Source organism: Arthrobacter sp. 4R501, from assembly GCF_002929755.1.
In the GTDB taxonomy this organism is placed as follows: Bacteria; Actinomycetota; Actinomycetes; order Actinomycetales; family Micrococcaceae; genus Arthrobacter.
This window is the reverse complement of record NZ_PJIW01000012.1, coordinates 15,333-36,760: the sequence shown is the minus strand read 5'-3', so window position 1 is coordinate 36,760 and position 21,428 is coordinate 15,333. Positions and strand designations below refer to the sequence as shown.

Here is a 21,428-nt window from a genome sequence, read left to right as displayed (position 1 = left end):
CAGCATTCCAGGCTCTCAGTCTTCGCCCCTACAGCACCTTTGAGAGGAACGCCTTGGTCCGGTCCTGCCGGGGGTTGCCCAGCAGCTCGCGGGGTGGGCCCGATTCGACCACCACGCCGCCGTCCATAAAGGCGATGGAGTCCGCCACCTCGCGGGCAAAGCCCATCTCGTGGGTCACCACGATCATGGTCATGCCGCTCGTGGCCAGTTCCTTCATCACGTCCAGGACCTCACCCACCAGCTCCGGGTCCAGGGCACTCGTCGGTTCGTCGAAGAGCATCAGCTTGGGATCCATGGCCAGCGCCCGGGCGATGGCCACGCGCTGCTGCTGCCCGCCGGACAGATGCGCCGGGTAGTGGTCCGCTTTGTCCGCCAGCCCCACGCGCTCCATCAGCTCCCTGGCGCGCAGGGTGGCTTTGGCCTTCGGAATGCGTTTGACCCGCATCGGTGCCTGGATGATGTTTTCCAGCGCCGTCATGTGCGGAAAGAGGTTAAACCGCTGGAACACCATGCCGATGTCGCGGCGCTGCAGCGCTGCTTCCTTGGGCTTAAGCTCATGAAGTTTGTCGCCCTTTTGCCGGTAACCCACCAGCTGCCCCTCCACGAAGAGGCGGCCGGCGTCGATCCTTTCCAGGTGGTTGATACAGCGCAGGAACGTGGACTTGCCGGAGCCGCTGGGCCCCACGATGCACAACACCTCGCCGGCCTGGACTTCCAGGCTGATGCTGCGCAGCACGTTGTTGGAACCGAAGCTCTTGGAGATCCGGTCCGCGGTCACCATCGGAGTAGCGCTCATCCCTTGCCTCCCAAATCATTGCCCAGCGGCGCAGCAGTCACTGCCGCCACCGCAGGATCAGTTTCCGACGCCGGCCCCGCCTGCCGCCGCCCCGTACCGCGGGAGAACCGCTTCTCGATGAAGTGCTGCCCCACCATCAGGACAGACGTGAACAGGAGGTACCAGATCGATGCCACGATGAGCAGCGGAACCGGGGTGAAGGTCACCGCGGAGATGCCGCGGGACACCCCGTAGAGGTCGATGCTGAGGGGAATGGCCGCCACGAGCGAGGTGGTTTTGAGCATCGAGATCACCTCATTGCCGGTGGGCGGAATGATGATCTTCATGGCCTGCGGAACCACCACATAACGCATGGTCTGGCCCCACGACATGGCGAGCGCCGTCGACGCCTCCTCCTGGCCTTCATCCACGGACAGCAGTCCCGCGCGGACAATCTCGGACATGTAGGCGGCCTCATTCAGCGCCAGTCCGATCACGGCGGTGATGTAGAGGTTGGTGAACACGTCGTTGGGAATGGTGATCCACGGCGTCATGAACGGGATCCCGATGGTGAACACGGGGTAGATGAGCGCCACGATGCCCCAGAACACCAGCTGGACGTAGACCGGGGTCCCGCGGAAGATCCACAGGTACAGCCAGGCGATGCTCTTGACCACCGGATTCGGCGAGAGCCGCATGATGGCCAGGAGCAGCCCCAGGACGATGGCGCCGATCATGGCGTAGACGGTGAGCGTCAGGGTCACCCAGGCCGCCTGGCTGATCCGGCGGTCGAAGAGGTACTTGCCCACCTCCGCCCAGCCGTAGTCCGGCCGCTGCGAAGCATCCACGATGAACAGCGCCAGCAGGAACACCAGCACCACGGCGATCGAGATCCGCCAGGGGTGGCGCAGGGGAACCGCCACGATGGCGTCCCCCTGCGCGTCGGTTCCGCCGGTTGCGGGGTTTGGCCGCGCCACGGCGGCGTGTTTGGGAAGAGTCACGGCTGGTTACTTGGCCGACGACGCCACGTTGAGCGCCGCCGTCTTCACGCCGCCGCTTTCCACGCCCCATTTGGACAGGATCCGGTTGTAGGTGCCGTCGTCGATCAGGGCCTGTAGCGCCTTCTGCAGCACCGGGGTGAACGCGCTCCCCTTGTCCACCGGAATCCCGTAGGGCGCCACTTCAAAGGCATCCCCCGCGGTCTGGAGCTTCTCCTTCGTCTGCGAGATTGCGTAGAGGGTCACCGGCGAGTCCGCACTCATGGCGTCCACTTGGCCCACCACCAGGGCATTCGTTGCCTGGTCCTGAGCGTCGTACTTGAAGATCTCAATGGCGGGTTTGCCCGCATCCGTGCACGCCTTGGACTTGGCCGGCACCTCGTGGGTGTCCTCATAAGTGGTGGCCTGGACGGCAACCTTGAGGCCGCAGGCGTTGTCCGGGTCCACGGTCTTACCCTTCGGCGCCGCCCACTGGATGCCCGCCGAGTAGTAGTTCACAAAATCCACCTGCTTTTCGCGTTCCAGCGTGTCGGTGAACGACGACATGCCCATGTCGTCCTTTCCCGCCTTGACGGACGGGAGAATGTTGTCGAACGTGCCGATATCAAAATTGACCTTCAGCCCGAGCGAGGCGCCCAACGCATTGGTGAGGTCCACCGACCAGCCGGCCGGAGCGCCGTTGCCATCCTTGAATTCGTTGGGCGGGTAATTGTTGGCCATGCCCACATTCAGGACGCCCGCGGATTTCATTTTCTCCGGCAGCAAAGCCGCAAGTTCCTCATTCTTCTGGACTGCGGTGTCCGCGGAGGAAGACGCTTTATCCGCCGCCGCCGGGGCGCTGTTGTCCACGCAACCAGAAAGCATAAGTGCTGTTGCAGCGGTCAGGGCAGGGATTAGATAGCGGTTGCGCATTGGATCCTTAAGTGGTTGAAGATGAAGGTCCGGCACCGCGAAAATTGTGCGATTCCTCGGGATTGCATAATCAGTGAGGAATTCAGTGGGCGGCATGGCACCCGTCAATCGGACCGCATTCCGTAAGTCACGGATAGCTTCCGGGCCTCTGGCCTTCAACTCGGAGATAGTGGATGCGCCTACCAGCGTCATGCTAGGCGCAATTCGTTGGAGAAAAGGCCAAAGACACGGCTCGCCCCCGGAATGCCCCGGCCTCAGCTACCGCGCGGCAGTCCCACCCAGCACCACGTTCACCGGTTCCTGCCCGGCCTGCAGCAACCCGATCTGCTTCCGGATCAGCCGCGCCACCCGCGGCAGCATGGCCGAGCTGGCCCCGCCCACGTGCGGTGTGATGAGGACACCGGGTACGGTCCACAGCGGATGATCGCGCGGCAGCGGTTCCGGGTCCGTCACGTCCAGGGCGGCCCGGAGCCTGCCGGACGACGTCTCGCGCAGCAGGGCCTCGGTGTCAGCCACCGGCCCGCGGGCCACATTCACCAGCAGTGCGCCGTCCGGCATCGCCGCCAGGAACCGGGCGTCAACCAGGTGCCGGGTCTGCTCGCTCAGCGGAACGCTGACCACCACAATGTCGTGCAGCGGCAGCTGCTCGTACAGGGAATCAATCCCATGGATCCTGCCGCGCTCATCGTCGCGGCCGCGGCTGGCCAGCCGCGTCACCTCGGTCTCGAACGGCAGCAGCCGGGCCTCAATCGCCTTCCCCACTCCCCCATATCCCACCAGCAAAACGCGCCTGTCGGCCAGGCTGGGGCGCTCGCGGTGGTCCCAGGTCCCGGTCGCCGAATTCCGCACAAAGTCCGGGATCCCCCGCTGGCTGGCGATGATCATGCCCAACGCAAGTTCCGCCGTCGACGTCTCGTGCACTCCGGCCGCGTTGGCGAACAGGCACCCCGCGGGCAGAACCGCCTCGACGCCGTCGTACCCGATCAGCTGGCTCTGCACCAGGCCGACGCCCACGGAGTCCAGCGCAGCCAGCGCCCCTACCCCGCCCATGTAGGGCGGCACCACAATGTCGAAGTGGTCGGCCGGCGCCGGGCCGGTCAGGTCCCACAGGAAGAGTTCGACGCCGGCGGACGGCGCGAGTGCGTCCACCAGGTTCTGGCTGGGCAGACTTACCCGTAGTTTCGGTGATGCGGGCAAACCGGACATGGGTGCTCCTTCTCTCGACTCACCTGCCAGTTAACCAGCCCGGCGCTCAGCGGTCGGTCTTGACCACGGTGAACAGCACCGCCGAGTCTTCTTCCGCTTCCAGGCTGTGCAGCCCGTCCGGCACGATCAGGAGATCCCCTGCCTTGCCCTGCCACGACTCCCCGCCAGCCCTCAACCAGACCGATCCCTTCAGCACGTAGACCGTTGCCTCGCCGGGGTTCTGGTGCTCGCTGAGCTGCGTGCCGGCACGGAAGGCCATGACGGTCTGGCGCAGTTTTTTCTCATGCCCGCCGAACGCTGTATCGGCGGCCCGCCCGCTGGGCGCCGCAACAGCGGCAGCGATCTGCTGACGGGCCAACGCCTCAATCGATATCTTTTGCATGACGCAACCGTACCTACGATTGCCTGCGTTGCCGAGGGCCGTTCAGCCGCCGTTTTAGCCCACGGCTTATGCCTGCGGCCACCGCACTAGCAGTTGAGATCGAGTGCCGTCCGCGCGGCCCTGTACAGCGCGTCCGGTCCCACTGGATTGTCGGGATTGTATGCCGCGGGGTCCCACGATTCCGGCGGGTACGTAATGGCAATTGCCACCTGCCGCTTGGCGTCCGCGCTGGTAACCACCATGGTCCGGTACCCGGCCCAGTCGCCGTCGTGCCCGTAGTAGAAGCCACCGCAGAGGTCCTTCCATCGCAGCAGGCCCATTCCGAAGAAGCCGAAAGGAGCCAGCTGCATCTGCTGGAGGGTGGCCGGCTTCAGGAGCCGCCCCTCCATGAGCGAGGCGTAGAACGTGTTCAGGTCGCCGACAGTCGAGACTACGCCGCCCGCGGGGTTGCCGACGATTGCACCCAAATAGGCCGAGTCCAGTCGCTCGCCGTCAACTTCAAGTTGGCCGTGGATCATGGTGGACGGATGCGTGCCGGTGCCTGTCAAATGCGTGTCCTTCATTCCCAGTGGTTCAAACACGTCGTTTCGCAGGATCTCGGCCACTGGCCGGCCGCGAAGGCGCTCCAGCAGGAGGCCGAGCACGAGGTAGTTCGAGTTTGAGTAGTCCGCGCCGCTGCCGGGCGTCCGCACCCATGGCATTGCTCTTGACAAGGCCAGGCTCTCACCCAGCGACAACTTCTGCGTCAACGCCTGGCGGATGGGCCGGGAGCTGAAAAGTTCCTCTTCGTAGCTGGGGATTCCACTTTCGTGCCGCAGGAGATGTGCCACCGTGACGGCGCCCCGGGGATTCACCAGACTGTCGAATTCGGGGAGGTGGTTCGCCACCGGATCGTCCAGTTGTACGAGGCCTGCCTCCACGAGCTTGAGCACCGAAACTGCCACCATGGATTTCGTGACGCTGCCGATGTGCGTGGAATCCGAGGCTTCAGCCGGTGCAGCGCTGCCCAGGCTGCGGACCCCACCGGCGTGTGACCAGACTTCGCCGTTGATCCGCGCCTCGATCAGGACGGCCGGAGCTCCGAGGTCCAGCATCCGCCTGCTGAAATCCTCCAGACCGGTCCTGTACTTCGCGGCGGCCTGGGTGGTCTGCACCGGCGCCGTTTGAGATCCGGTGCAGCCGGTCAGCATCACAGCGAGGATGGCGGCCAGGACCAGCAAGCGCCGGAGCGGCGGCAGGAGTTTCACTGAACCGGGTTTGGCGGGCTCCGACATGTCAGCACGTCCCTTGTGGGTCGGGAGGCGCCGGGACCTCGGACGGGCAGGCTGCGCCGATACCGCCCATGTTCCTCAACCCCTCGCGGAGCGTCAAGGCAATCCCGCGCCCCCGTGAACGCAGTCCTCAGCCGTGCGTGACTGCAGCGCCCACAAGCCCGAACAGCGTTCCGGCCGCCAAGGCTATCAGGGCCCGCTTCCCTGTGGGATACAGCCAGCGCACTGCAAAAACAGCCACCGCGAGAATCAGCCCGTTCACCGCGCTCATTGTGACCGCAAGCCATTCGGTCCCGGTGGACACGCCGAAGCCTCCTCCGCTGCAACCGCTGATCCCGCACCAGGCAAGACCGGCCACGAGCCACTGCGGAAGGCTCAGCAAAACTGCCAGAGGTACCGTCCACCGAAGATGCCGGACATACCGAGTGACCCCGTGAAATGTCACCACCGGAACCTGAGGCACAGCGGCGGACGTGGCGGCGGCCGGCACCGGCTTCCGGGTGTTTAGAACCATCCACCGGAAGAGCGCTGCGTTGACCACCGCAAGGGCGAGGAAACCCAGATAGAAGAGAACCGCCGTCGGGCTTAACACACCCGGCGATGGCGGACCCGAGGAATCAAGGAGGAATCCCACGGCGAAATACGCTGCCGAAACGGGCAGCGTCAGGACCACCAAGGACCGCACCAGCCACTCCCGGAACACGGCATCCAGACCCGTTTCGAAGGAACCGGTGACGAGCGAAGCCCCGACAGCGGCAACCGTCACCGCCAGATAAACGACGACGGCGATCCTGGCCCAGCGCGGTGGCGGCCCCTTATCCGGCAAGGATGCTGTCCGCATAGTCATGACCGGGCCCGCCCCGGACGGACCATCCGGATTTCGGGCAGTTCTTCCCACTCAAGTGGCAGCTGGCCGCGCGTGCCGTCAGGGCGAAAGCCGTGTTTGACGTAGAACGCCTGCGCACGGGGATTGTTCTCCAGCACCCAGAGATACGCCGGGCTCTCACCGATGGCCGCGCTCAGCAACGCGGCCCCCAGCCCGCTGCCGTGCGTCCGCCGGAGTGTGTACAGCGAATACAGTTCCAGCGCCTCCGGGCCGTCCTCATCCCGCGCGGGACCCGCGTCGGCGAGTCCCACCGCTTCATGGTTGGCGTCCACGGCAATGATCCGCGGATCGCTGCCGGCCAGTAATGGTCGACGGCGTTCCACCCGTTCGGGAATGCTGGCCCTCCGGGCGCGGAAGAACTCCGCTGACAGCCGGTCACCATAGGTTTCCTCATGGGACAGGGTGTGCATATGCACCACGGCTTCAGCGTCCTCGGGAGTGGCCTGCCTGATGAGAAAGTCCATGCCCCCAGCCTAGCTACTTCACCCAGCCGGTCTTCTGCAGCCAGCCGGCCAGGATGGGCAGCGCCACCGAGCTGTGCATCGCACCCAGATGATCCAGGCCCGGCAAGACACGGACGTCCCACCCGGCCTTGGTCAGGGCCGCTTGATGCCTCGCCAGGGGCTCCCCGATGGACACGCGCACACCGCCCCAGACCGGTTTGTAGTCGATCTGGTCCTCGGCGCCGGCGAACGCGAGTTTGGGCAGGTCGGCCGGGAGTATGGCGGCGGAATCGTCAAAATCCTGCAGCGCTTCGTAAAGAGTGACGAACTGCTGCGTCTGCGCCTCGGTGGTCTGGACCGACACCGAATCCCAGTCGCCCGGTTCGGGTTCCGGGACCGGGACCGGGCCTGCCGGTTCGCCGGCCTTCTGCACGGACATGGCATGCGCGGCGCGGGCGACCGCCAGCATGCTTCGGTACGGACCCTCGAGCGGCGGGAACCCGCCCATGGCGAGCGCCCGCAGACGGTCGGTGCGGAGTGCCAGTTGCAGGCCGCACAGCGCCAGCCAGGAGTAGCCGTAATAGGCAAAACGGTCAGCGCCGGCGGCATCGGCAATTGCCAGCAGATCCTTCGCGATGTTCCCCGGGCTGAGCGTCTGCGGCGCCGGGTGGGCCATGCGGTGCGCTTCGTAGTCCGCGGCTATGACCCGGTTGGTTGGTGCCAGTCCGTTGATGAGGTTTGGTCCCAGGTCCGGGTCCCCGCCCCACTGGCGCAGCGTCTCCGCTTCGGCCGTCGTGTGCAGGGCCAGGCTGACCGGCAGGAGGACGCCGGGTCCGTCTCCCTGAACCGTGACGGGGATGGTTGAGCCGTCATGGAGAACTGCCTCAACTGTTTCTGCGTCTGTTTTTGTGCCCATGGATTCCTCTTCCTCCGCGGTATTCACAGACGGTATCCCCGTTCGACGCCGGCCCTACTTGAGGATCTCGGCACGGCGCAGCCGGACGATGTCCTCCAGCACGTCGTCGGGGAGGGGATGCGCCGCCGTGAACCGGATGGTCCCTTTGGACAGGGAGTACCCTCCAAGCCGGCCGGCGACGGCGTCAATCACCGCCGGGGAAAACGGGAAGACGGAGAGGTGCTTGGCTGCCCGGACGACGCCCATGAGTGGCTTTCCCTCAAGTTTCAGGGCGGGCATCCCGTAGCTCATCCCCTGCTCGGCCGCCGAAACGACGGCCCTTGCAATGTCGATCACATGTTGCAGGCAGCCGCGGTCCGGCTCAGGAAAATCGGCCAAGGAATCGTCAACGGTGCCCATGGCGCCCATTCTATTCCTGGGCGTGGCGCGCTATTCCTGAGCGTGGCGCGCGCGGGCCGCACCTGCCCTTGCGGCAAGCGCGGCCCGTTCGTGCGCCAATGAGCCCTGCGGCTGGCTACTTGCGCTGGGAGATGTTGAGAATGTTCCCTTCGCTGTCAAGGAACCAGGCGGACTTCCCCCAGTCGTTATCAGCAACGCCGTTCTCCGTCTTCAGGCCGGGGAAGTCGTAGTCTTCAAAGACGACGCCGCGGCCCCGCAGTTCCTCCATTTCAGCTTCGAGGTTGTCCGTTTCCCAGCCCATCTGGGTGTTCTTGGCCGTCCCGGCATTCTCCGTCTGGTAAATCAGGAAACCCGTTCCGTTGCCGCCGGTGTAAAACAGGCTGTCGTCCTCCATGGACTCGGACGGTTCCAGGCCCAGCTTGTCCCGGTAGAAATCCTTCGCCCTGTTGATGTCCTTCGCAGCGAGAACAGCCATGATGGTTCGATCCTTGAGCATGATGATTTCCTTTGTGCCTTGCTTTCGCGTTGGTGGCGATGCTCTCCCCCGGTGGCGGACCCGGAACTCCGTTGTCCGGTGCCGCGTGGCCGCCCGTTGCGCCATGTGCCGGAGCGGCCACCTGGGACTCTCCTGCGCCGCGCCAGCCGTCATCGGCGCGAGGGTCCCCGAAGCCTATGTGGCCATTATGGAACTGAAAGGGCATCCGCGGATATAGGGGATTTCAACCGCTTCGGGCGGCCCTCCCGGAAGCCTCCACGGTTGCCGGGGACAGCTGTGGATCTGGGGCTGCTTTTGGTGGCGCACACTTAGCTAGTGCGTACTTTTGGTGTTGAAGAAGAATTCCTGATCGTTGATCCCTCCAACGGCAGTCCCCTGCCTCTGGCAGCAGACCTGCTGCGCCTCCAGGACCCGGGCGAACCGGCGGACCTTTCCACGCACCCGATGCTCGCCGTCGAGCTTCACCAGGAACAGCTCGAAGTGATCACCCACCCGCACAGCACCCTGAGCGGACTCTCCGCCGAGATCCTGTCAGGCCGTGCCTACGCGGACTCACTCGCCCGAAAAGTCGGCGCCAGGATCGCCGCGCTTGCCACGTCCCCGCTGGCAGTGACACCCCATTCCACCAGCAACCCCCGCTATGACGCGCTGCTGGAAAAGTTCGCCGTGGTGGCCCGTGAGCAGCTGACCTGCGGATGCCATATCCATGTCTCCGTCGATTCCGATGAGGAAGGCGTCGCAATCCTGGACCGCATCAGGTCCTGGCTGCCGCCGCTGATGGCGTTGAGCTCCAATTCCCCGTTCTGGGACGGCGCTGACAGCGGCTACGCGAGCTTCCGCACCCAGGCCTGGAATCGCTGGTCCTCGGCCGGGCCGACGGAAATCTTCGGCTCGGCGCAGGACTACCACCAGCGCGTGGCGGACCTGGCTGCCACGGGCGTAGTCAACAACCCTGATTTTGACGCCCGCCTCTCCGCCCGCCACCCCACCGTGGAGATCCGGGTATCCGATGTTTGCCTCGATCCCCGCGACACCGTCCTGATCGCCGCCCTGGTGCGGGGCCTGGTGGAGACAGCTGCCCGGGAATGGAAATCCGGCCAGGATCCGGACATGGTTCCGGCCATCATCCTGCGCCAGGGGGCCTGGCTGGCCAGCCGGTGGGGAATCCAGGGCGAACTGCTGCACCCGCTGACCCATAAGCCGGAATCCGCGCGCACTGTCATCGCCGCGCTCCACAACCATGTCCGCGACGCCTTGGTCGAAGCGGGCGATGCAGCCTACGTCGAGGAATCCCTGCACCGGATCTTCGCCAACGGAACCGGCGCCAGGCTGCAGCGGCAGGCCTACGCCCGCCACGGCCGGCTGGCAGACGTGGTGAGCGACGCCGTCGTGGTTACCCACCAGGAACCGGCTATCTACGAGCCGATCACCCAGGCTGACCTATCACTTCTGGTCCCCAACCCGGTGGTTTAGCCACCAAACCTGATAGAGCAACCCCGCGCGCCTGGGGCCTCGCGGCAACGCGCTCCGGCCCGCCTACGCGGCTTCGAGGCGTCTGGCTGTAGACGGCGCCCAGAGCTCCGGCCGCACCGGTTTTCAGGGCAATGGCCTGAATCCCCGACCGCCATGCCTTGTTGTTCAGGCCGTCGGCCAGGTAGGCGTGGACGTCCTCCGGCGAGCGGCTGATGGTGGTTTCGTTTTCTGCGTGCGCCACGGCTCTCCCCCGGCGATCAGTTGGCCAGGACCTGGCGGCCCGTGAATGCCACCAGCCGGTCCATGCTTGCCGCGGATTCTTCGACCAGGGTTTCGTCGGCGAAGCTCTTTCCGCGCATCTGCGGGCTGATGGTGTTGTATGCCAGGCCCAGGACGTAGTCGGACAGCACCGGCGAAACGTCCAGGTCCTGGCCGGTGGCCGTTGCGAAGTCACAGGCGTGGACCAGGAATTCCAGGTTCAGGATGTTGGCCACCATGGAGGCCGGCAGTTCCGCGAAGCCCATGTCGACGGTCCCCTCCAGGCCGCGGGCCTGGAACGCTTCCAGCGTGGGCTGGGCGGCGTCCGCGATGCGGACCTCCGGTGCAGCCTCCGGCTGATCGACGACGGCGACGCCCAAGGACTTCGCGATTCCCGTAATGGATCCCACCAGGTGTTCCACAAGCTCCCTCACGGTGAAGTCCTCGCACGGCGTCGGCTTGTCCGCGTCACCATGTGTCAGAGTCCGCAGGACACGCTGGACGATCGCGAGAGTGGCCTCGGCGCTGACGAGTTCCGTGAGCGGATCCGGAGCCGCCGCCCAATCGTCCGCGCCGGCGTCGTCCGTTGTGGCCAGCGTGACCAGGCGCTCGAAGTAGTGGTTCCACCCCTCGGTGTGGCCGGCCTCAGCCTCCGGGCCGAGGCCCTCGTGGACAAGGCGGACGTTAGTCCCGCCGTCGACGCTGTCCAGGGTGATGGTGACGGTGGAGGCATCGGCGGCAGGGGCCGTGGAAGCTTCCCAGTCCCAGGTGAAGACGACGCGCTTGCCGGGTTCGATTTCCGTGAATGTGCCCGCCGCGGAGTGCCCCGGCGTGATGGTCCAGCGGTAGTCTCCACCCACCCGGAGGTCCACACGCGCGGCGACGGCCTGCCAGCGCCGCAGCCGTTCGGGCCGGGCGATCAGGGCGAAGGCAGTGTCCGCGTCGACCGGAATGAAGACGGATGTCAATGGTCATCAGGGTTCTCCTTGTGATGTGGGTGCTGCAGGGCGGTGGCATCGGCCACCAGTGAATCCAGTTCGTCGGTCCAGAAAATGTCCAGGGATTCCCTGAGACTCCTCATTCCTCCGGAGTCGGGACTGTAGTACCGGTTGCGTCCGTCCTTCCTGGCACGTACAAGTCCGACGTCGGCCAGCAACAGCAGGTGCTGGGAGATCGCCGACCGGCTGACAGCAAAGTTGGCCGCCAGTTCACTGACGGAGACGGACTGCTCGCCCCGGGCCAGCAGTTGGTTTGCTCTACCACTTATGGTCGCCAAAACCGCGGTTTAGCAGCCGTACGTGACAGAGCAACAACAGGGCGGGCGGGGCGGGAACCGCGGGATAATGGAAGCATGAGCAATCAGGACCCGGATCCCTGGGCGGAATTCGACAGGCTCAAGCCGGCAGTCCCGGACCGTGTGGCCGGCTATCCCGGCGGCGAACCGGTGGGCTTTGGCTTACGGACGGGTGTGCGCAGCGCCAAAGTGGCCCTCGGCTTCGCCGTCTACGCACTGGCGCTGGGAACCATGCTGGTCCTCACCGGCGCGGTGGTCTTCATCGCGCAGGGGCAGTTGCTGCTGCTCGGGCTGATGGTGCTGATCGAGGCCGTCTTTGTCTATGGATTCATCCGGCTGGCACGCCAGGCGCGCGACCGCCGAGTCTCCGGCTAGTCGCCCCTCCGGCCAGGCGGGCTTCTGGGCAGGCTGCGGGGCGGGCTTCTGACCGGGCAGTACGGCTAGGACCGCGCGGCGCGGATAGCCCGGGCCCCAGCGGCGCCGGCGGCCAGGATTACCGGGACCAGGCACATCAGGGTGACCACGGTGTTGGGGCGAAACGCCGCGCGGCCGCCGACGGTCCGGTACACACCCAGCGGCAGCACCATTCCGCCGCCACCCCCGCCGGAGGCACCGTCACCGGCTTCGCCGCCTCCGCCGAACCCGAAGGACACCAGTGCAACCGGGATGATTTCTTCCCCGCCCACCTGGACGGCCGGGCCATAGGCCTTGGTGACGCCAATGTTTTTGAAGGTGTCCACGAAGGACGAAAAGGAATCAGACATGACTTCACCATAGGCGCGCGGCGCGGCGATCACCATGGGTGAGCGGCCGACGTCGGGCCTTCCCCAGCGAGCCGCGCATTGCCCCGCGACCCCTGCCTGCAATACTTCGGGGATGTCTGCTCCTTCAGCCGCGTTCACCGAGAACGCCATCCGCCAGCCCGTGCGCGCCCAGTTCGAGGCCTTCATCGATGACCACCGGAACATGCTCAACGCCTGCCTGGACGGCCTCACCGAAGAGCAGGCGCGCCGGCCGCTGGTGGCATCCCGCACCACTCTTCTGGGCCTGGTAAAGCACGCGGCCTTTGTGGAGAAGGTCTGGTTCGACGAGGCCATCACGTGCCGGCCGCGCACCGAGATCGGCATCCCGGCAACACCTGACGAGTCGTTCATCCTCAAGGACCAGGACTCCATCGCCAGCGTCCGTCGGGCGCACCGGGAGGCTTGCGAGGCATCGCGCGAGGCGACGTCGTTGTTAAGTCTCGACGACGTGCTGCGCGGCAACCGCCGCGGCCCGCTCCCGCTGCACTGGGTGTACCTGCACGTGCTGCGGGAGTTCGCCCAGCATTGCGGGCACGCCGATATTCTGCGCGAGCAGATCCTCAACGGCTGACGCCGGGCAGGCGCCGGCGTCAGCAGCGCCGGGTCAGGCCTTGTCGGCCGTCGCGGCGGCCGAGAGGGCGGCCAGCCCGCGCTCGAAGTCGCCGCCAACCATCTTGTCCATGTTCACGATCATGGCGAAAATCTTCGCGAGCCCCTTATTCTCGCCGGTCATCCGCCACGTGACCTGGGTCCCGCCGTCGGCCGGCGTGAACGTAAACGTGGTGGGATTCACCGCCTTGAACGGCTTTGTGAACTCAAGGCGGACCTTGATGCTCCGGGGAGCATCCGACTCGACGATCTCCATGTTTCCGCTTCCTGCTTTGCGGTTGCCGCTCCAGGCATACTTGGCCCCCACACCGGCGTCATTGCCCGAATACGAGCGGTTGAGTTCCGGGTCCACGTTTTCCCAGGGCGACCATTTGGTCCACTCCAGGAAGCTGTTGACCAGCGGAAACACGTCTTCTGCGGGGGCAGGAACAAGGGCGCTGCGAGTGACTTCGTAAGTTGACATGCCGCAATCATAGGTCGAGGGAGCAGATATTCAGCGGGTCCCGCATGTGGCGTTCACCAAGTGTTCCGGAACCCGATACCTGTCTTGCGTACTGTCGCAGGATCGACGGCCGGGGGTACGGCCGCATCAGTGAAAGAGGCATCAATGACCACCGGAATCCACCAGCCCACCCTCAGCCGGCGGGCCGCGCTGGCCGCCGCCGGAACCCTTGGCGCGCTGGGACTGACAGTGGCCGCGGCAGCCGGAAGCTACGCGGCACCGGGGGCGAAGGCACCCAAGCCCGCACTCGCCTTCCGCCCAGACGGCGGCTTCAAAGTGATCCAGTTCAACGACACCCAGGACGACGAGCAAACCGACCGCCGCACGATCGAGCTCATGGACAAGACCCTGGACGCGGAGAAGCCGGACTTCGTGGTGATCAACGGCGATGTGATCAATGGCGGCTGCGACTCTGAGCTGGAGGTCAAGCAGGCACTCAACCACGTGGTCCAGCCCATGGAGCACCGGCAGATCCCCTGGGCCGTCACGTTCGGCAACCACGACGAGGATTCCGTGGCACGGACGGGCATGACCGAGGCCAAAATGCTGCAGTTCCTGCAGACCTACGAATTCAACATGAACGGCGACTCCACGCCGGGGCTCACCGGGACGTCGAACTCACTGCTGCTCGTGCAGTCGGCCAAGTCCAAGGAGCCGGCCTTCGGCCTGTGGCTCATCGACACCGGCCGATATGCACCGGACGCCATCAATGGACAGGACTTCGAAGGCTACCCCGACTGGGACTGGGTACGCATGGACCAGGTCACCTGGTACCGCAACCTGTCCATCGCCACCGAGCAGAAGTACGGCAAGAAGGTCCCCTCCCTCATGTGGGGCCACATTGCGCTCCACGAGCACCGCAACATGTGGTTCGCCAGCCTCGACTCGCGGACGGACGCCGATCACACCCGGGCCCTCACGAAGCACAACATCGTCGGCGAACGGAACGAGGACGAGTGCCCCGGCCCCATCAACTCCGGCCTGTTCAGCGCCTTCCTGGAACGCGGGGATGTGCTCGGCTACTTTGTGGGCCACGATCACGTCAATACCTACGTGGGCAACTACTACGGGGTGCAGCTCGGCTACGCCCCCGGAACCGGATTCGGCGCCTATGGGCTCCCCGGCGCTGAACGGAACCGCCTGCGCGGCGCCCGGGTCTTTGAGCTGGATGAGAACCACCCCGGAATCTACAAGGACACCCGGCTGGTCTTCGCCAAGGACATGGGCATCGACCTGACGGCCAACGACCAGCCGATCGTTCCGCTGCCACTGGATGCGGGGCAGCTGTAGGGGACGTTAGCGTCGGCCAGGACTAGGCTGCAGCTCCGCGTGGCTCCGTGTGGCTCCGGCGGGACTGGCGGGCGAGTGGGTGGGGCGGGCTATCCGGCGGTTGGCCGGTTCCTGCCGTCCCATCCCCTGTGCCGCAGGTTGCGGGTGGCCATCAGCGAGGCGCCGATGAACAGCACGCCCAGGACCACGGTGGCGACACCCACATAGAACCATCCACCCTGGCCGAAGATCATCAGCGCAACGCCCAGCAGGCACAGGCCTTTAGCGGTGATATCCAAGTACAGCTGCACCTTTGGCGAGTCCATACCTCCACGATAAGCCCGGCGGCGGCATCGCACCCCGTGCACTTTTCCTAGTCCGCCCGCTCGGAGCCACTGGTCAGGCGGACAGCGGCCAGGCCCGGTCAACGCCCGGCTCGGCTGAGCGCGGCCGGCAACTGACCGCTACGCCCGGGCCCGCGGGGCCAAGGCGGTGTTCAGGAACTCCAGGTGCGCCGGCGTGATGGCCACCGCGGCCGCCGCATAATCCGGGTGCTTGCGGACGTACTTCTTGATGAAGGGGCAGACCGGGACGATGGCGCGGCCCTCGTCAACCGTTTCATTGAGCGCCACCTTGGCGAGCTTGCCCGCAAGTCCCTGGCCGCCGTATTCCTCATTGATCACCGTGTGGTAGAAAATCCGCTGCGGCGAGCCGCCGCCGTCGTACTCCTTGTACACGGCTTTACCAATGACGTTCCCGCCGGTCAGCACTTCGAAGCGCTGGCGCTCCGGGTTGTGGCGGATGGTGACATCGTGCACGGGATCTCCTCGGTTCGGCTTCTCGTACAGCCTAACCTCGATACCCCGCCGTTATTTCGTCGCCCGCTAACAGGCCAGGTTGAGCGCGTTCACGGCTGCTTCGGCCATCTCGAGCGACCGCCAGTCTTCGAAACCAACCGGGTCCGGGACGGGTTCACGGGCCACCGCCATGGCCACCTGCCGGGACCCGTCTGCGCTGATCAGCGCGAGTGCCGCGTATCCCCGCGCCACACCGACATGGCCGAAATAGTCATTGTTGGAACACGAGTCGTACTGCCTCACAAGGCCAAGCCCGAACGTTTCGTACTTCGGATGATGCATCTCCTGCACGCTTTGGAGCGTCAGCAGGGCCCCTTTCTGCAGGGCGGCGAAATAGGTGTTGAGTTCCGGGACGGTGGAAATCATCCCGGTGTCGGGGGAACCGTTGTGGAACGAAACTAGAGCCTTGTCCTCCAGCTCGCCGGTTTCCGTCCGCGTGTAGCCGTGGAGCATCCGCTGCGGGCCCGGCTCATCCCCCGTCATCAGCGTGTCCTGCAGCGCCAAGGGAGCCACGTTGTCGTCATGAATGACCGCTCCGATGTCCTTGCCCCGCAGCTTCTCGACGAGGAGGGCTAACGCCGAATAATTCGTGGCGGAGTAGCTGTAACGGCTGCCCGATCCTCCGGTCCACCGCATGGCAGCAGCGAACGACAGACGTTCCTCATGGGTAAAGCGCCTGTTGCCTATGTCGATCGGGGTTTCCCAGTAGTGCGGCATGCCGGACCGGTGACTGAGCAGGCTGCGTATGGTGATGGGTCCAGGCGGCTTGATGATGTCCTCGAAGTCCGGCAGGTACTGCTGGATAGGGTCATCGAGCTGGACTTTTCCCTCCTCAACCAGCTTCATGACCGACACCGCCACCATGGTGGTGGTGATGTCGCCGATATGGGTCTGGTCACTCAACTGCACGGGTTCCTGGGTCTCGAGGCTGCGGACGCCTTCGGCCGAGGACCATTCGCCCAGCCTTGACTTCAGCTGGATGATGACGGCCGTCGCTCCCCCTGCGCGCATTTCCGCGCTGTACTTTTCCAGCACTCCCACAAAAGCCCGCGGCGCCCGGGCAGTGGCGGACGCCGCCGTCGTGGATTGAACAGTCGGGGACTGCTGATCTGGCGGATCCGGGGCGCTGGTGCAGCCTGCGAGCGAGGCCAGCAGCGCGGCCGTTGCCACGGCGACCGCAAGGCCGGAGGAACTGAAACCATGAACGGCTGCCTGCATCCCACGTCCCTTCACGGGGCCGGTCAGCAACTGAACTCCCAAGAGACCGCCAGCTGCCCTGGCACCTTCGATATTCCTCAGGGCAAAACGGAGTGTCAAGGACGCTGCCGCAGCCCGGTGACGCAGCCGCCCAGGCCTTGTAGTGTCGTGGGCAATGGGCAAGGACTCCCCCTGCCGCCCACCAGCAGCGAACCGGCAACCTAGGAGCGAACATGACTGTTGACGAGAACGAAGCCCAGGTCCTGGACCAGTGGACCCAGCGACTGGCGCAGGCACTGCAGATCCTGGACCTGGAGGTGGATCAGGAACTCCTCCTTGACCTGGCCAGGAAGTCTGCCGGCTCGGTGATCCATGCGGCTGCACCGGTCACCACGTTCCTGGTGGGTTACGCCGCAGGGCTCGCCGCCGGCAACGGCAGCGCCGGTTCCAAGGAAAAGTCGACGGCGGCAGTCACCCGGGCGGCCGACGTCGCCTTCCGGCTGTGCGAGGACGGGCACGACGGCGGCCCGGCTGCTGGGGGGTGGGCGGACACCGGTCAGTAGGGAGCCCCGGGTCTCCATCAGCGGTTCTGGCCCGCATAAGCGGTGCTGGCCAGCACCGCTTATGCGGGCCACGGCCGCTTTTGCCGACTCAACCACGGGTAGCCCCTATCCCGCGGCGGTCGGTTCCTCAACCAGCACGGCTACGGGCTCCAGCCGGACGATTACTTCCTTCGACGCCGGCGTCTGGCTGCCCTCGGCCACGCTGTCCAGCGGCACCAGCACGTTGGCCTCAGGGTAGTAGGCTGCCGCGCAGCCGGCCGCCGTCGGGTACGAGACCACCCGGAAGTTGCGCAGCACGCGCTCCACGTTGTCCTGGTACACGCCGTGGATATCCACGTGCTGCCCGTCGCTGAGTCCCAGTTCGGCGAGGTCCCCGGGGCTGACAAACACCACTTCGCGGCCTTTCTTGATGCCCCTGTAGCGGTCGTTGTTGCCGTAGATGGTGGTGTTGAACTGGTCGTGCGAGCGCATGCTCTGCAGGATCAGTGTTCCGGCCGCCCGCTCCATATGTTCGAGCTCGTTGACGGTGAGCATGGCCTTGCCCGTCGGGGTGGTGAACGTCCGCGAATCCCGTGGCCCGTTCGGGAGCACAAAACCGCCGTCCTGCCGGATCTTCCGGTTGTAGTCCTCGCAGCCGCTGACCACGTGCGAGATGTGGTCCCGGATGAGGTCGTAGTTCTTCTCGAACCCGGCCCAGTCCGCCTGCACGGAGTCACCCACCACTTCTTGGGCCAGCCTGCTGACGATTGCCACTTCGGACAGCAGGCCCGGCGCCACCGGCTCCACCGTCCCGTGTGAGGCATGCACGGCGCAGACCGTGTCCTCCACGGACACAAACTGCGGACCCGATTCCTGCATGTCAATCTCCGTGCGGCCCATCGTGGGCAGGATCAGCGCCTCGGCGCCGGTGACCGTGTGCGAGCGGTTGAGTTTGGTGGAAATCTGGACCGAGAGCTCGGTGTTCTCCATCGCCGCAAACGCCGCGTGGGTGTCCGAAATGGCTCCCACGAAGTTACCGCCCATGGCCACGAAAACCTTGATGCCGCCGTCGCGCATTTGCCTGATGGTCTCCACGGCGTCGACGCCGTGTTCGCGCGGCGGTTCGAAGCTGAATTCCTTGCCGAGGGCATCCAGGAATGCCGGCGGCATCTGCTCCCAGATGCCCATGGTGCGGTCGCCCTGGACGTTGCTGTGACCGCGGATGGGAGAGGCTCCGGCGCCGGGCTTGCCGATGTTGCCCCGGAGCAGCAGGAGGTTGATGATCTCCTTGATGGTGGCCACGCCCTTCTTGTGCTGGGTGATGCCCATGGCCCAGGTGATGATCACCTTCTCCGCCCTGAGATATCGGTCCGCGAGCTCGTCGATATCCCCGGTCCGCAGGCCGGTGGCCGCCAGCACGGCAGCCTCGTCCAGCTGGGAAATGTGCTCGCGAAGCTCCTCCAGACCTTCGCAGTGTTCGGCGAGGAACGGGTGGTCCAGCACCGTGCCCGGATTCGCAGCTTCGGCGTCCAGGACCCGCTTGGAGACGGCCTGGAGCAGGGCCATATCCCCGCCGATGCGGACCTGCAGGAACTGGTCGGCGATCTCCGTGCCGCGGCCAATGATCCCCTTGACCTTCTGCGGGTTCTTGTAGCGCATCAGACCCGCTTCCGGCAGCGGATTCACGGCCACAATGCTGGCTCCCGCCTCCTTGGCTTCCTCCAGCGCGGTCAGCATCCGCGGGTGGTTGGTGCCCGGGTTCTGGCCCATCACGATGATCAGGTCCGCCTTGGCGAAGTCATCGTAGGAGATGGTGGCCTTGCCGATGCCGATGGTCTGGCCCATGGCCCAGCCAGAGGACTCGTGGCACATGTTGGAGCAGTCCGGCAGGTTGTTGGTCCCGTAGGCCCGGACAAACAGCTGGTAGAGGAACGCGGCCTCGTTGGAGGTCCGGCCGCTGGTGTAGAAGGCGGCCTGGTCCGGGCTCGGCAGCCCCTTGAGCTTGTCGGCGACGATGGTGAACGCCTGCTCCCAGCTGACCGGCCGGTAGTGGTCCTCCCCCGCCGGCTTGTGGACAGGCTCGGTGAGGCGCCCCTGCATCCCCAGCCAGTACTCGGACCGCTGCCGCAGGTCACTGACCGGGTTCTCGGCCCAGAATTCGGAGCCGATCACCACCGGAGTGGCCTCCCAGGTGACAGCCTTGGCGCCGTTTTCGCAGAACTCGAACGTCTTGCGGTGCCCCGGGTCCGGCCACGCGCAGCTCATGCAGTCGAAACCGTCCTTCTGGTTCAGGGCGAGCAGGGTTTTCCCGGCCCTGACCAGGCCCATGTGCTGCACGGCCGGCTCCAACGAGTGGTAGACGCCCGGGACGCCGGCGGCCCACGTCTTGGGGTGGCCGCTGACCTCGATGTCAGCCTCGTTGGCCTCTTCCACGTGCGGGTTCTTGCGTGCCACGTTGCACTCTCCTTGGTTCAAGCCCTCACCGTCAACGCACCGGTTTTCAGCGGTTTGACGGTCCCAGTCCACCCTTGTTCAGGGGGTTATCCAAGTCAAGCAGGACTAACGGCAAACGCCTAGGTAGGGTGGACAGATGGACGTCCCTCCCTTTGTCTGGACCCTGACCATCGCAGGAATCGTGGGCCTGCTGGCCTTCGATTTCTTCTTCCATGTCCGGAAAGCCCACACGCCCTCATTGAAGGAATCGGCCATCTGGTCCTCCATCTACGTGGGGATCGCCCTCCTCTTTGGCTTGGGCGTACTGTGGTTCGGCGGCACCACCATGGGCACCGAGTACTTCGCCGGGTACGTCACGGAGAAGGCCCTGTCCGTGGACAACCTCTTTGTGTTCCTGATCATCATGGCCAGCTTCAAGGTCCCCCGCGCGGACCAGCAGAAGGTGCTGCTCTTCGGCATCGTGTTTTCGCTGATCGCCCGGACGGCGTTCATTTTCCTTGGCGCCGCCCTCATCAACAGCTTCGCCTGGGTGTTCTACCTCTTTGGACTCATCCTGCTGATCACCGCGGGGAACCTGCTCAAACCCGACGGCCACGACGAAGACGCCGAAGGCCTGGTGGTCAGGCTCGCCAAAAAGTACCTCCCGGGGTCGGCCCATTACGATGGCGACAAACTCTTCACCCAGGAGAACGGCAAACGCGTCCTCACCCCGATGCTCCTGGTGATGGTGGCCATTGGCGGCACCGACATCCTGTTTGCACTGGACTCCATCCCCGCCATCTTCGGCCTCACGCAGAACGTCTTCATCGTCTTCACGGCCACCGCGTTCTCGCTCATGGGCCTGCGCCAGCTCTTCTTCCTGATCGACGGACTGCTGGACCGCCTGATCTTCCTTGCCTACGGTCTCGCCGCCATCCTCGGCTTCATCGGCGTCAAGCTCATCCTGCATGCCCTGCACGAGAACACCTTGCCGTTCATCAACGACGGTGAGCACGTCAACGTGGTGGAGGTCAGCACGGGGGTATCCCTGACCGTGATCCTGGGCGTCCTGACGGTCACCGTCCTGGCTTCGATCTTCAGCCCCAAGGGCAAGGCCAAGAACGCGGTGTCCGGCGCCAAACGGCACGCCACCGAATACCTGGACCTCAACTACGAAACGGACATGGCCGAGCGGGACAAGCTGTTCGCCCGGATGGTCCGCGAGGAAGACCAGATCCGCAGACTGCCGGAGAAATACAAGCGGCTCATCCGCAACGAAACCGAATTCATGGACCTCCTCCGCAACGCCCACACCGAGCACGACGAAGCCCAAGTGCGGGCAGCGCAGGAGTAGCCGGGGCTTGATTGTCAGCCCCCCTTGCTAGATTCAAAGCAGCGTCAGGGGAACTGTCCTCCGGCCAGGCACGTCAATGGGGAGGCCCCGTGTTTCTGCTCGATCCAGCCAGCGCTGATCCCGGCCACGTTGATCCGCGTAGCGCTGTTCCCG

At 65.2% G+C, this 21,428-nt stretch carries 25 protein-coding genes; 6 read left to right on the top strand and 19 right to left on the bottom strand.

The window, feature by feature from the left end:
* Positions 1–28: 28 nt before the first annotated feature.
* From CXR02_RS13220 to CXR02_RS13170, 11 genes are all read right to left on the bottom strand, one after another.
* Positions 29–796 (bottom strand): amino acid ABC transporter ATP-binding protein, encoded by a 768-nt coding sequence (locus tag CXR02_RS13220; protein ID WP_104062428.1) that lies wholly within the window; start codon positions 794–796, stop codon positions 29–31.
* Entirely contained in the window at positions 793–1,776 is a 984-nt protein-coding gene (locus CXR02_RS13215) for an amino acid ABC transporter permease (RefSeq protein WP_104062427.1), read from the bottom strand. Before CXR02_RS13215 ends, CXR02_RS13220 begins: the two co-directional genes overlap by 4 nt.
* Before the next feature lie 6 nt (positions 1,777–1,782).
* Positions 1,783–2,622: an ABC transporter substrate-binding protein gene (locus CXR02_RS13210; RefSeq protein WP_258060953.1), complete on the bottom strand. Its 840-nt coding sequence runs from the start codon at positions 2,620–2,622 to the stop codon at positions 1,783–1,785.
* A 321-nt stretch (positions 2,623–2,943) separates the two neighbouring features.
* On the bottom strand, positions 2,944–3,891 hold the full coding sequence (locus CXR02_RS13205; RefSeq protein WP_104062426.1) for a 2-hydroxyacid dehydrogenase: 948 nt from the start codon (positions 3,889–3,891) through the stop codon (positions 2,944–2,946).
* 46 nt (positions 3,892–3,937) lie between these two features.
* Complete coding sequence (locus CXR02_RS13200) at positions 3,938–4,273, bottom strand: cupin domain-containing protein (protein WP_056346835.1); 336 nt, start codon at positions 4,271–4,273, stop codon at positions 3,938–3,940.
* Between the two features lie 86 nt (positions 4,274–4,359).
* A complete protein-coding gene (locus CXR02_RS13195) occupies positions 4,360–5,547 on the bottom strand; it encodes a serine hydrolase (protein ID WP_104062425.1) in 1,188 nt (395 codons plus the stop codon).
* Between the two features lie 127 nt (positions 5,548–5,674).
* On the bottom strand, positions 5,675–6,391 hold the full coding sequence (locus CXR02_RS13190) for a hypothetical protein (protein ID WP_146072542.1): 717 nt from the start codon (positions 6,389–6,391) through the stop codon (positions 5,675–5,677).
* A complete protein-coding gene (locus CXR02_RS13185; protein WP_104062423.1) occupies positions 6,388–6,894 on the bottom strand; it encodes a GNAT family N-acetyltransferase in 507 nt (168 codons plus the stop codon). The genes CXR02_RS13190 and CXR02_RS13185 overlap by 4 nt, the downstream gene beginning before the upstream one ends.
* Positions 6,895–6,907: 13 nt before the next feature.
* Positions 6,908–7,789: an alpha/beta fold hydrolase gene (locus tag CXR02_RS13180; RefSeq protein WP_104062422.1), complete on the bottom strand. Its 882-nt coding sequence runs from the start codon at positions 7,787–7,789 to the stop codon at positions 6,908–6,910.
* A gap of 54 nt (positions 7,790–7,843) precedes the next feature.
* Positions 7,844–8,188 carry an iron chaperone gene (locus CXR02_RS13175; protein WP_104062534.1) on the bottom strand — a complete coding sequence of 115 codons (345 nt, stop codon included), beginning with the start codon at positions 8,186–8,188 and terminating at the stop codon, positions 7,844–7,846.
* A gap of 115 nt (positions 8,189–8,303) precedes the next feature.
* A complete protein-coding gene (locus CXR02_RS13170; protein WP_104062421.1) occupies positions 8,304–8,684 on the bottom strand; it encodes a VOC family protein in 381 nt (126 codons plus the stop codon).
* Positions 8,685–8,999: 315 nt separating this feature from the next.
* On the opposite strand from CXR02_RS13170, the gene CXR02_RS13165 reads away from it, so the two are divergent.
* On the top strand, positions 9,000–10,157 hold the full coding sequence (locus CXR02_RS13165; RefSeq protein ID WP_104062420.1) for a glutamate--cysteine ligase: 1,158 nt from the start codon (positions 9,000–9,002) through the stop codon (positions 10,155–10,157).
* A gap of 257 nt (positions 10,158–10,414) precedes the next feature.
* Here CXR02_RS13165 and CXR02_RS13155 read toward each other — a convergent pair whose 3' ends face one another.
* Both CXR02_RS13155 and CXR02_RS13150 read right to left on the bottom strand, forming a co-directional pair.
* Positions 10,415–11,383, bottom strand: a complete 969-nt coding sequence (locus CXR02_RS13155) for a TIGR03086 family metal-binding protein (RefSeq protein ID WP_104062418.1) — start codon at positions 11,381–11,383, stop codon at positions 10,415–10,417.
* Entirely contained in the window at positions 11,380–11,691 is a 312-nt protein-coding gene (locus CXR02_RS13150) for a helix-turn-helix transcriptional regulator (RefSeq protein ID WP_104062417.1), read from the bottom strand. The genes CXR02_RS13155 and CXR02_RS13150 overlap by 4 nt, the downstream gene beginning before the upstream one ends.
* Before the next feature lie 75 nt (positions 11,692–11,766).
* On the opposite strand from CXR02_RS13150, the gene CXR02_RS13145 reads away from it, so the two are divergent.
* Complete coding sequence (locus tag CXR02_RS13145; protein WP_104062416.1) at positions 11,767–12,084, top strand: hypothetical protein; 318 nt, start codon at positions 11,767–11,769, stop codon at positions 12,082–12,084.
* Between the two features lie 65 nt (positions 12,085–12,149).
* On the opposite strand, the gene CXR02_RS13140 is transcribed toward CXR02_RS13145, so the two are convergent.
* The gene (locus CXR02_RS13140; protein WP_104062533.1) at positions 12,150–12,473 is read right to left on the bottom strand and encodes a hypothetical protein; all 324 of its coding nucleotides are present in this window, start codon (positions 12,471–12,473) and stop codon (positions 12,150–12,152) included.
* Positions 12,474–12,585: 112 nt separating this feature from the next.
* Between CXR02_RS13140 and CXR02_RS13135 the strand changes: the two genes are divergently transcribed.
* A complete protein-coding gene (locus CXR02_RS13135; protein WP_104062415.1) occupies positions 12,586–13,083 on the top strand; it encodes a DinB family protein in 498 nt (165 codons plus the stop codon).
* Positions 13,084–13,116: 33 nt separating this feature from the next.
* On the opposite strand, the gene CXR02_RS13130 is transcribed toward CXR02_RS13135, so the two are convergent.
* A complete protein-coding gene (locus tag CXR02_RS13130) occupies positions 13,117–13,584 on the bottom strand; it encodes an SRPBCC family protein (protein WP_104062414.1) in 468 nt (155 codons plus the stop codon).
* 144 nt (positions 13,585–13,728) lie between these two features.
* On the opposite strand from CXR02_RS13130, the gene CXR02_RS13125 reads away from it, so the two are divergent.
* Entirely contained in the window at positions 13,729–14,913 is a 1,185-nt protein-coding gene (locus tag CXR02_RS13125) for a metallophosphoesterase family protein (protein ID WP_104062413.1), read from the top strand.
* An 89-nt stretch (positions 14,914–15,002) separates the two neighbouring features.
* Here CXR02_RS13125 and CXR02_RS13120 read toward each other — a convergent pair whose 3' ends face one another.
* From CXR02_RS13120 to CXR02_RS13110, 3 genes are all read right to left on the bottom strand, one after another.
* The gene (locus CXR02_RS13120; protein WP_104062412.1) at positions 15,003–15,218 is read right to left on the bottom strand and encodes a hypothetical protein; all 216 of its coding nucleotides are present in this window, start codon (positions 15,216–15,218) and stop codon (positions 15,003–15,005) included.
* 138 nt (positions 15,219–15,356) lie between these two features.
* Positions 15,357–15,710, bottom strand: a complete 354-nt coding sequence (locus CXR02_RS13115; RefSeq protein ID WP_056346808.1) for a GNAT family N-acetyltransferase — start codon at positions 15,708–15,710, stop codon at positions 15,357–15,359.
* A 66-nt stretch (positions 15,711–15,776) separates the two neighbouring features.
* Positions 15,777–16,967, bottom strand: a complete 1,191-nt coding sequence (locus CXR02_RS13110) for a serine hydrolase (RefSeq protein ID WP_104062411.1) — start codon at positions 16,965–16,967, stop codon at positions 15,777–15,779.
* A 212-nt stretch (positions 16,968–17,179) separates the two neighbouring features.
* Between CXR02_RS13110 and CXR02_RS13105 the strand changes: the two genes are divergently transcribed.
* The gene (locus CXR02_RS13105) at positions 17,180–17,509 is read left to right on the top strand and encodes a DUF6457 domain-containing protein (protein ID WP_104062410.1); all 330 of its coding nucleotides are present in this window, start codon (positions 17,180–17,182) and stop codon (positions 17,507–17,509) included.
* 105 nt (positions 17,510–17,614) lie between these two features.
* Here CXR02_RS13105 and CXR02_RS13100 read toward each other — a convergent pair whose 3' ends face one another.
* Positions 17,615–19,942, bottom strand: a complete 2,328-nt coding sequence (locus tag CXR02_RS13100) for an FdhF/YdeP family oxidoreductase (RefSeq protein ID WP_104062409.1) — start codon at positions 19,940–19,942, stop codon at positions 17,615–17,617.
* A 136-nt stretch (positions 19,943–20,078) separates the two neighbouring features.
* On the opposite strand from CXR02_RS13100, the gene CXR02_RS13095 reads away from it, so the two are divergent.
* Positions 20,079–21,275, top strand: a complete 1,197-nt coding sequence (locus tag CXR02_RS13095) for a TerC family protein (protein WP_104062408.1) — start codon at positions 20,079–20,081, stop codon at positions 21,273–21,275.
* The last annotated feature ends 153 nt before the right edge of the window (positions 21,276–21,428 follow it).

Bases quoted from the DNA above. Each gene is read 5' to 3' on its own strand.
- CXR02_RS13220 (WP_104062428.1), bottom strand. From the start codon at position 796: ATGAGCGCTACTCCGATGGTGACCGCGGACCGGATCTCCAAGAGCTTC.
- CXR02_RS13205 (WP_104062426.1), bottom strand. From the start codon at position 3,891: ATGTCCGGTTTGCCCGCATCACCGAAACTACGGGTAAGTCTGCCCAGC.
- CXR02_RS13200 (WP_056346835.1), bottom strand. From the start codon at position 4,273: ATGCAAAAGATATCGATTGAGGCGTTGGCCCGTCAGCAGATCGCTGCC.
- CXR02_RS13195 (WP_104062425.1), bottom strand. From the start codon at position 5,547: ATGTCGGAGCCCGCCAAACCCGGTTCAGTGAAACTCCTGCCGCCGCTC.
- CXR02_RS13190 (WP_146072542.1), bottom strand. From the start codon at position 6,391: ATGACTATGCGGACAGCATCCTTGCCGGATAAGGGGCCGCCACCGCGC.
- CXR02_RS13185 (WP_104062423.1), bottom strand. From the start codon at position 6,894: ATGGACTTTCTCATCAGGCAGGCCACTCCCGAGGACGCTGAAGCCGTG.
- CXR02_RS13180 (WP_104062422.1), bottom strand. From the start codon at position 7,789: ATGGGCACAAAAACAGACGCAGAAACAGTTGAGGCAGTTCTCCATGAC.
- CXR02_RS13175 (WP_104062534.1), bottom strand. From the start codon at position 8,188: ATGGGCACCGTTGACGATTCCTTGGCCGATTTTCCTGAGCCGGACCGC.
- CXR02_RS13170 (WP_104062421.1), bottom strand. From the start codon at position 8,684: ATGCTCAAGGATCGAACCATCATGGCTGTTCTCGCTGCGAAGGACATC.
- CXR02_RS13145 (WP_104062416.1), top strand. From the start codon at position 11,767: ATGAGCAATCAGGACCCGGATCCCTGGGCGGAATTCGACAGGCTCAAG.
- CXR02_RS13140 (WP_104062533.1), bottom strand. From the start codon at position 12,473: ATGTCTGATTCCTTTTCGTCCTTCGTGGACACCTTCAAAAACATTGGC.
- CXR02_RS13135 (WP_104062415.1), top strand. From the start codon at position 12,586: ATGTCTGCTCCTTCAGCCGCGTTCACCGAGAACGCCATCCGCCAGCCC.
- CXR02_RS13130 (WP_104062414.1), bottom strand. From the start codon at position 13,584: ATGTCAACTTACGAAGTCACTCGCAGCGCCCTTGTTCCTGCCCCCGCA.
- CXR02_RS13125 (WP_104062413.1), top strand. From the start codon at position 13,729: ATGACCACCGGAATCCACCAGCCCACCCTCAGCCGGCGGGCCGCGCTG.
- CXR02_RS13120 (WP_104062412.1), bottom strand. From the start codon at position 15,218: ATGGACTCGCCAAAGGTGCAGCTGTACTTGGATATCACCGCTAAAGGC.
- CXR02_RS13110 (WP_104062411.1), bottom strand. From the start codon at position 16,967: ATGCAGGCAGCCGTTCATGGTTTCAGTTCCTCCGGCCTTGCGGTCGCC.
- CXR02_RS13105 (WP_104062410.1), top strand. From the start codon at position 17,180: ATGACTGTTGACGAGAACGAAGCCCAGGTCCTGGACCAGTGGACCCAG.
- CXR02_RS13095 (WP_104062408.1), top strand. From the start codon at position 20,079: ATGGACGTCCCTCCCTTTGTCTGGACCCTGACCATCGCAGGAATCGTG.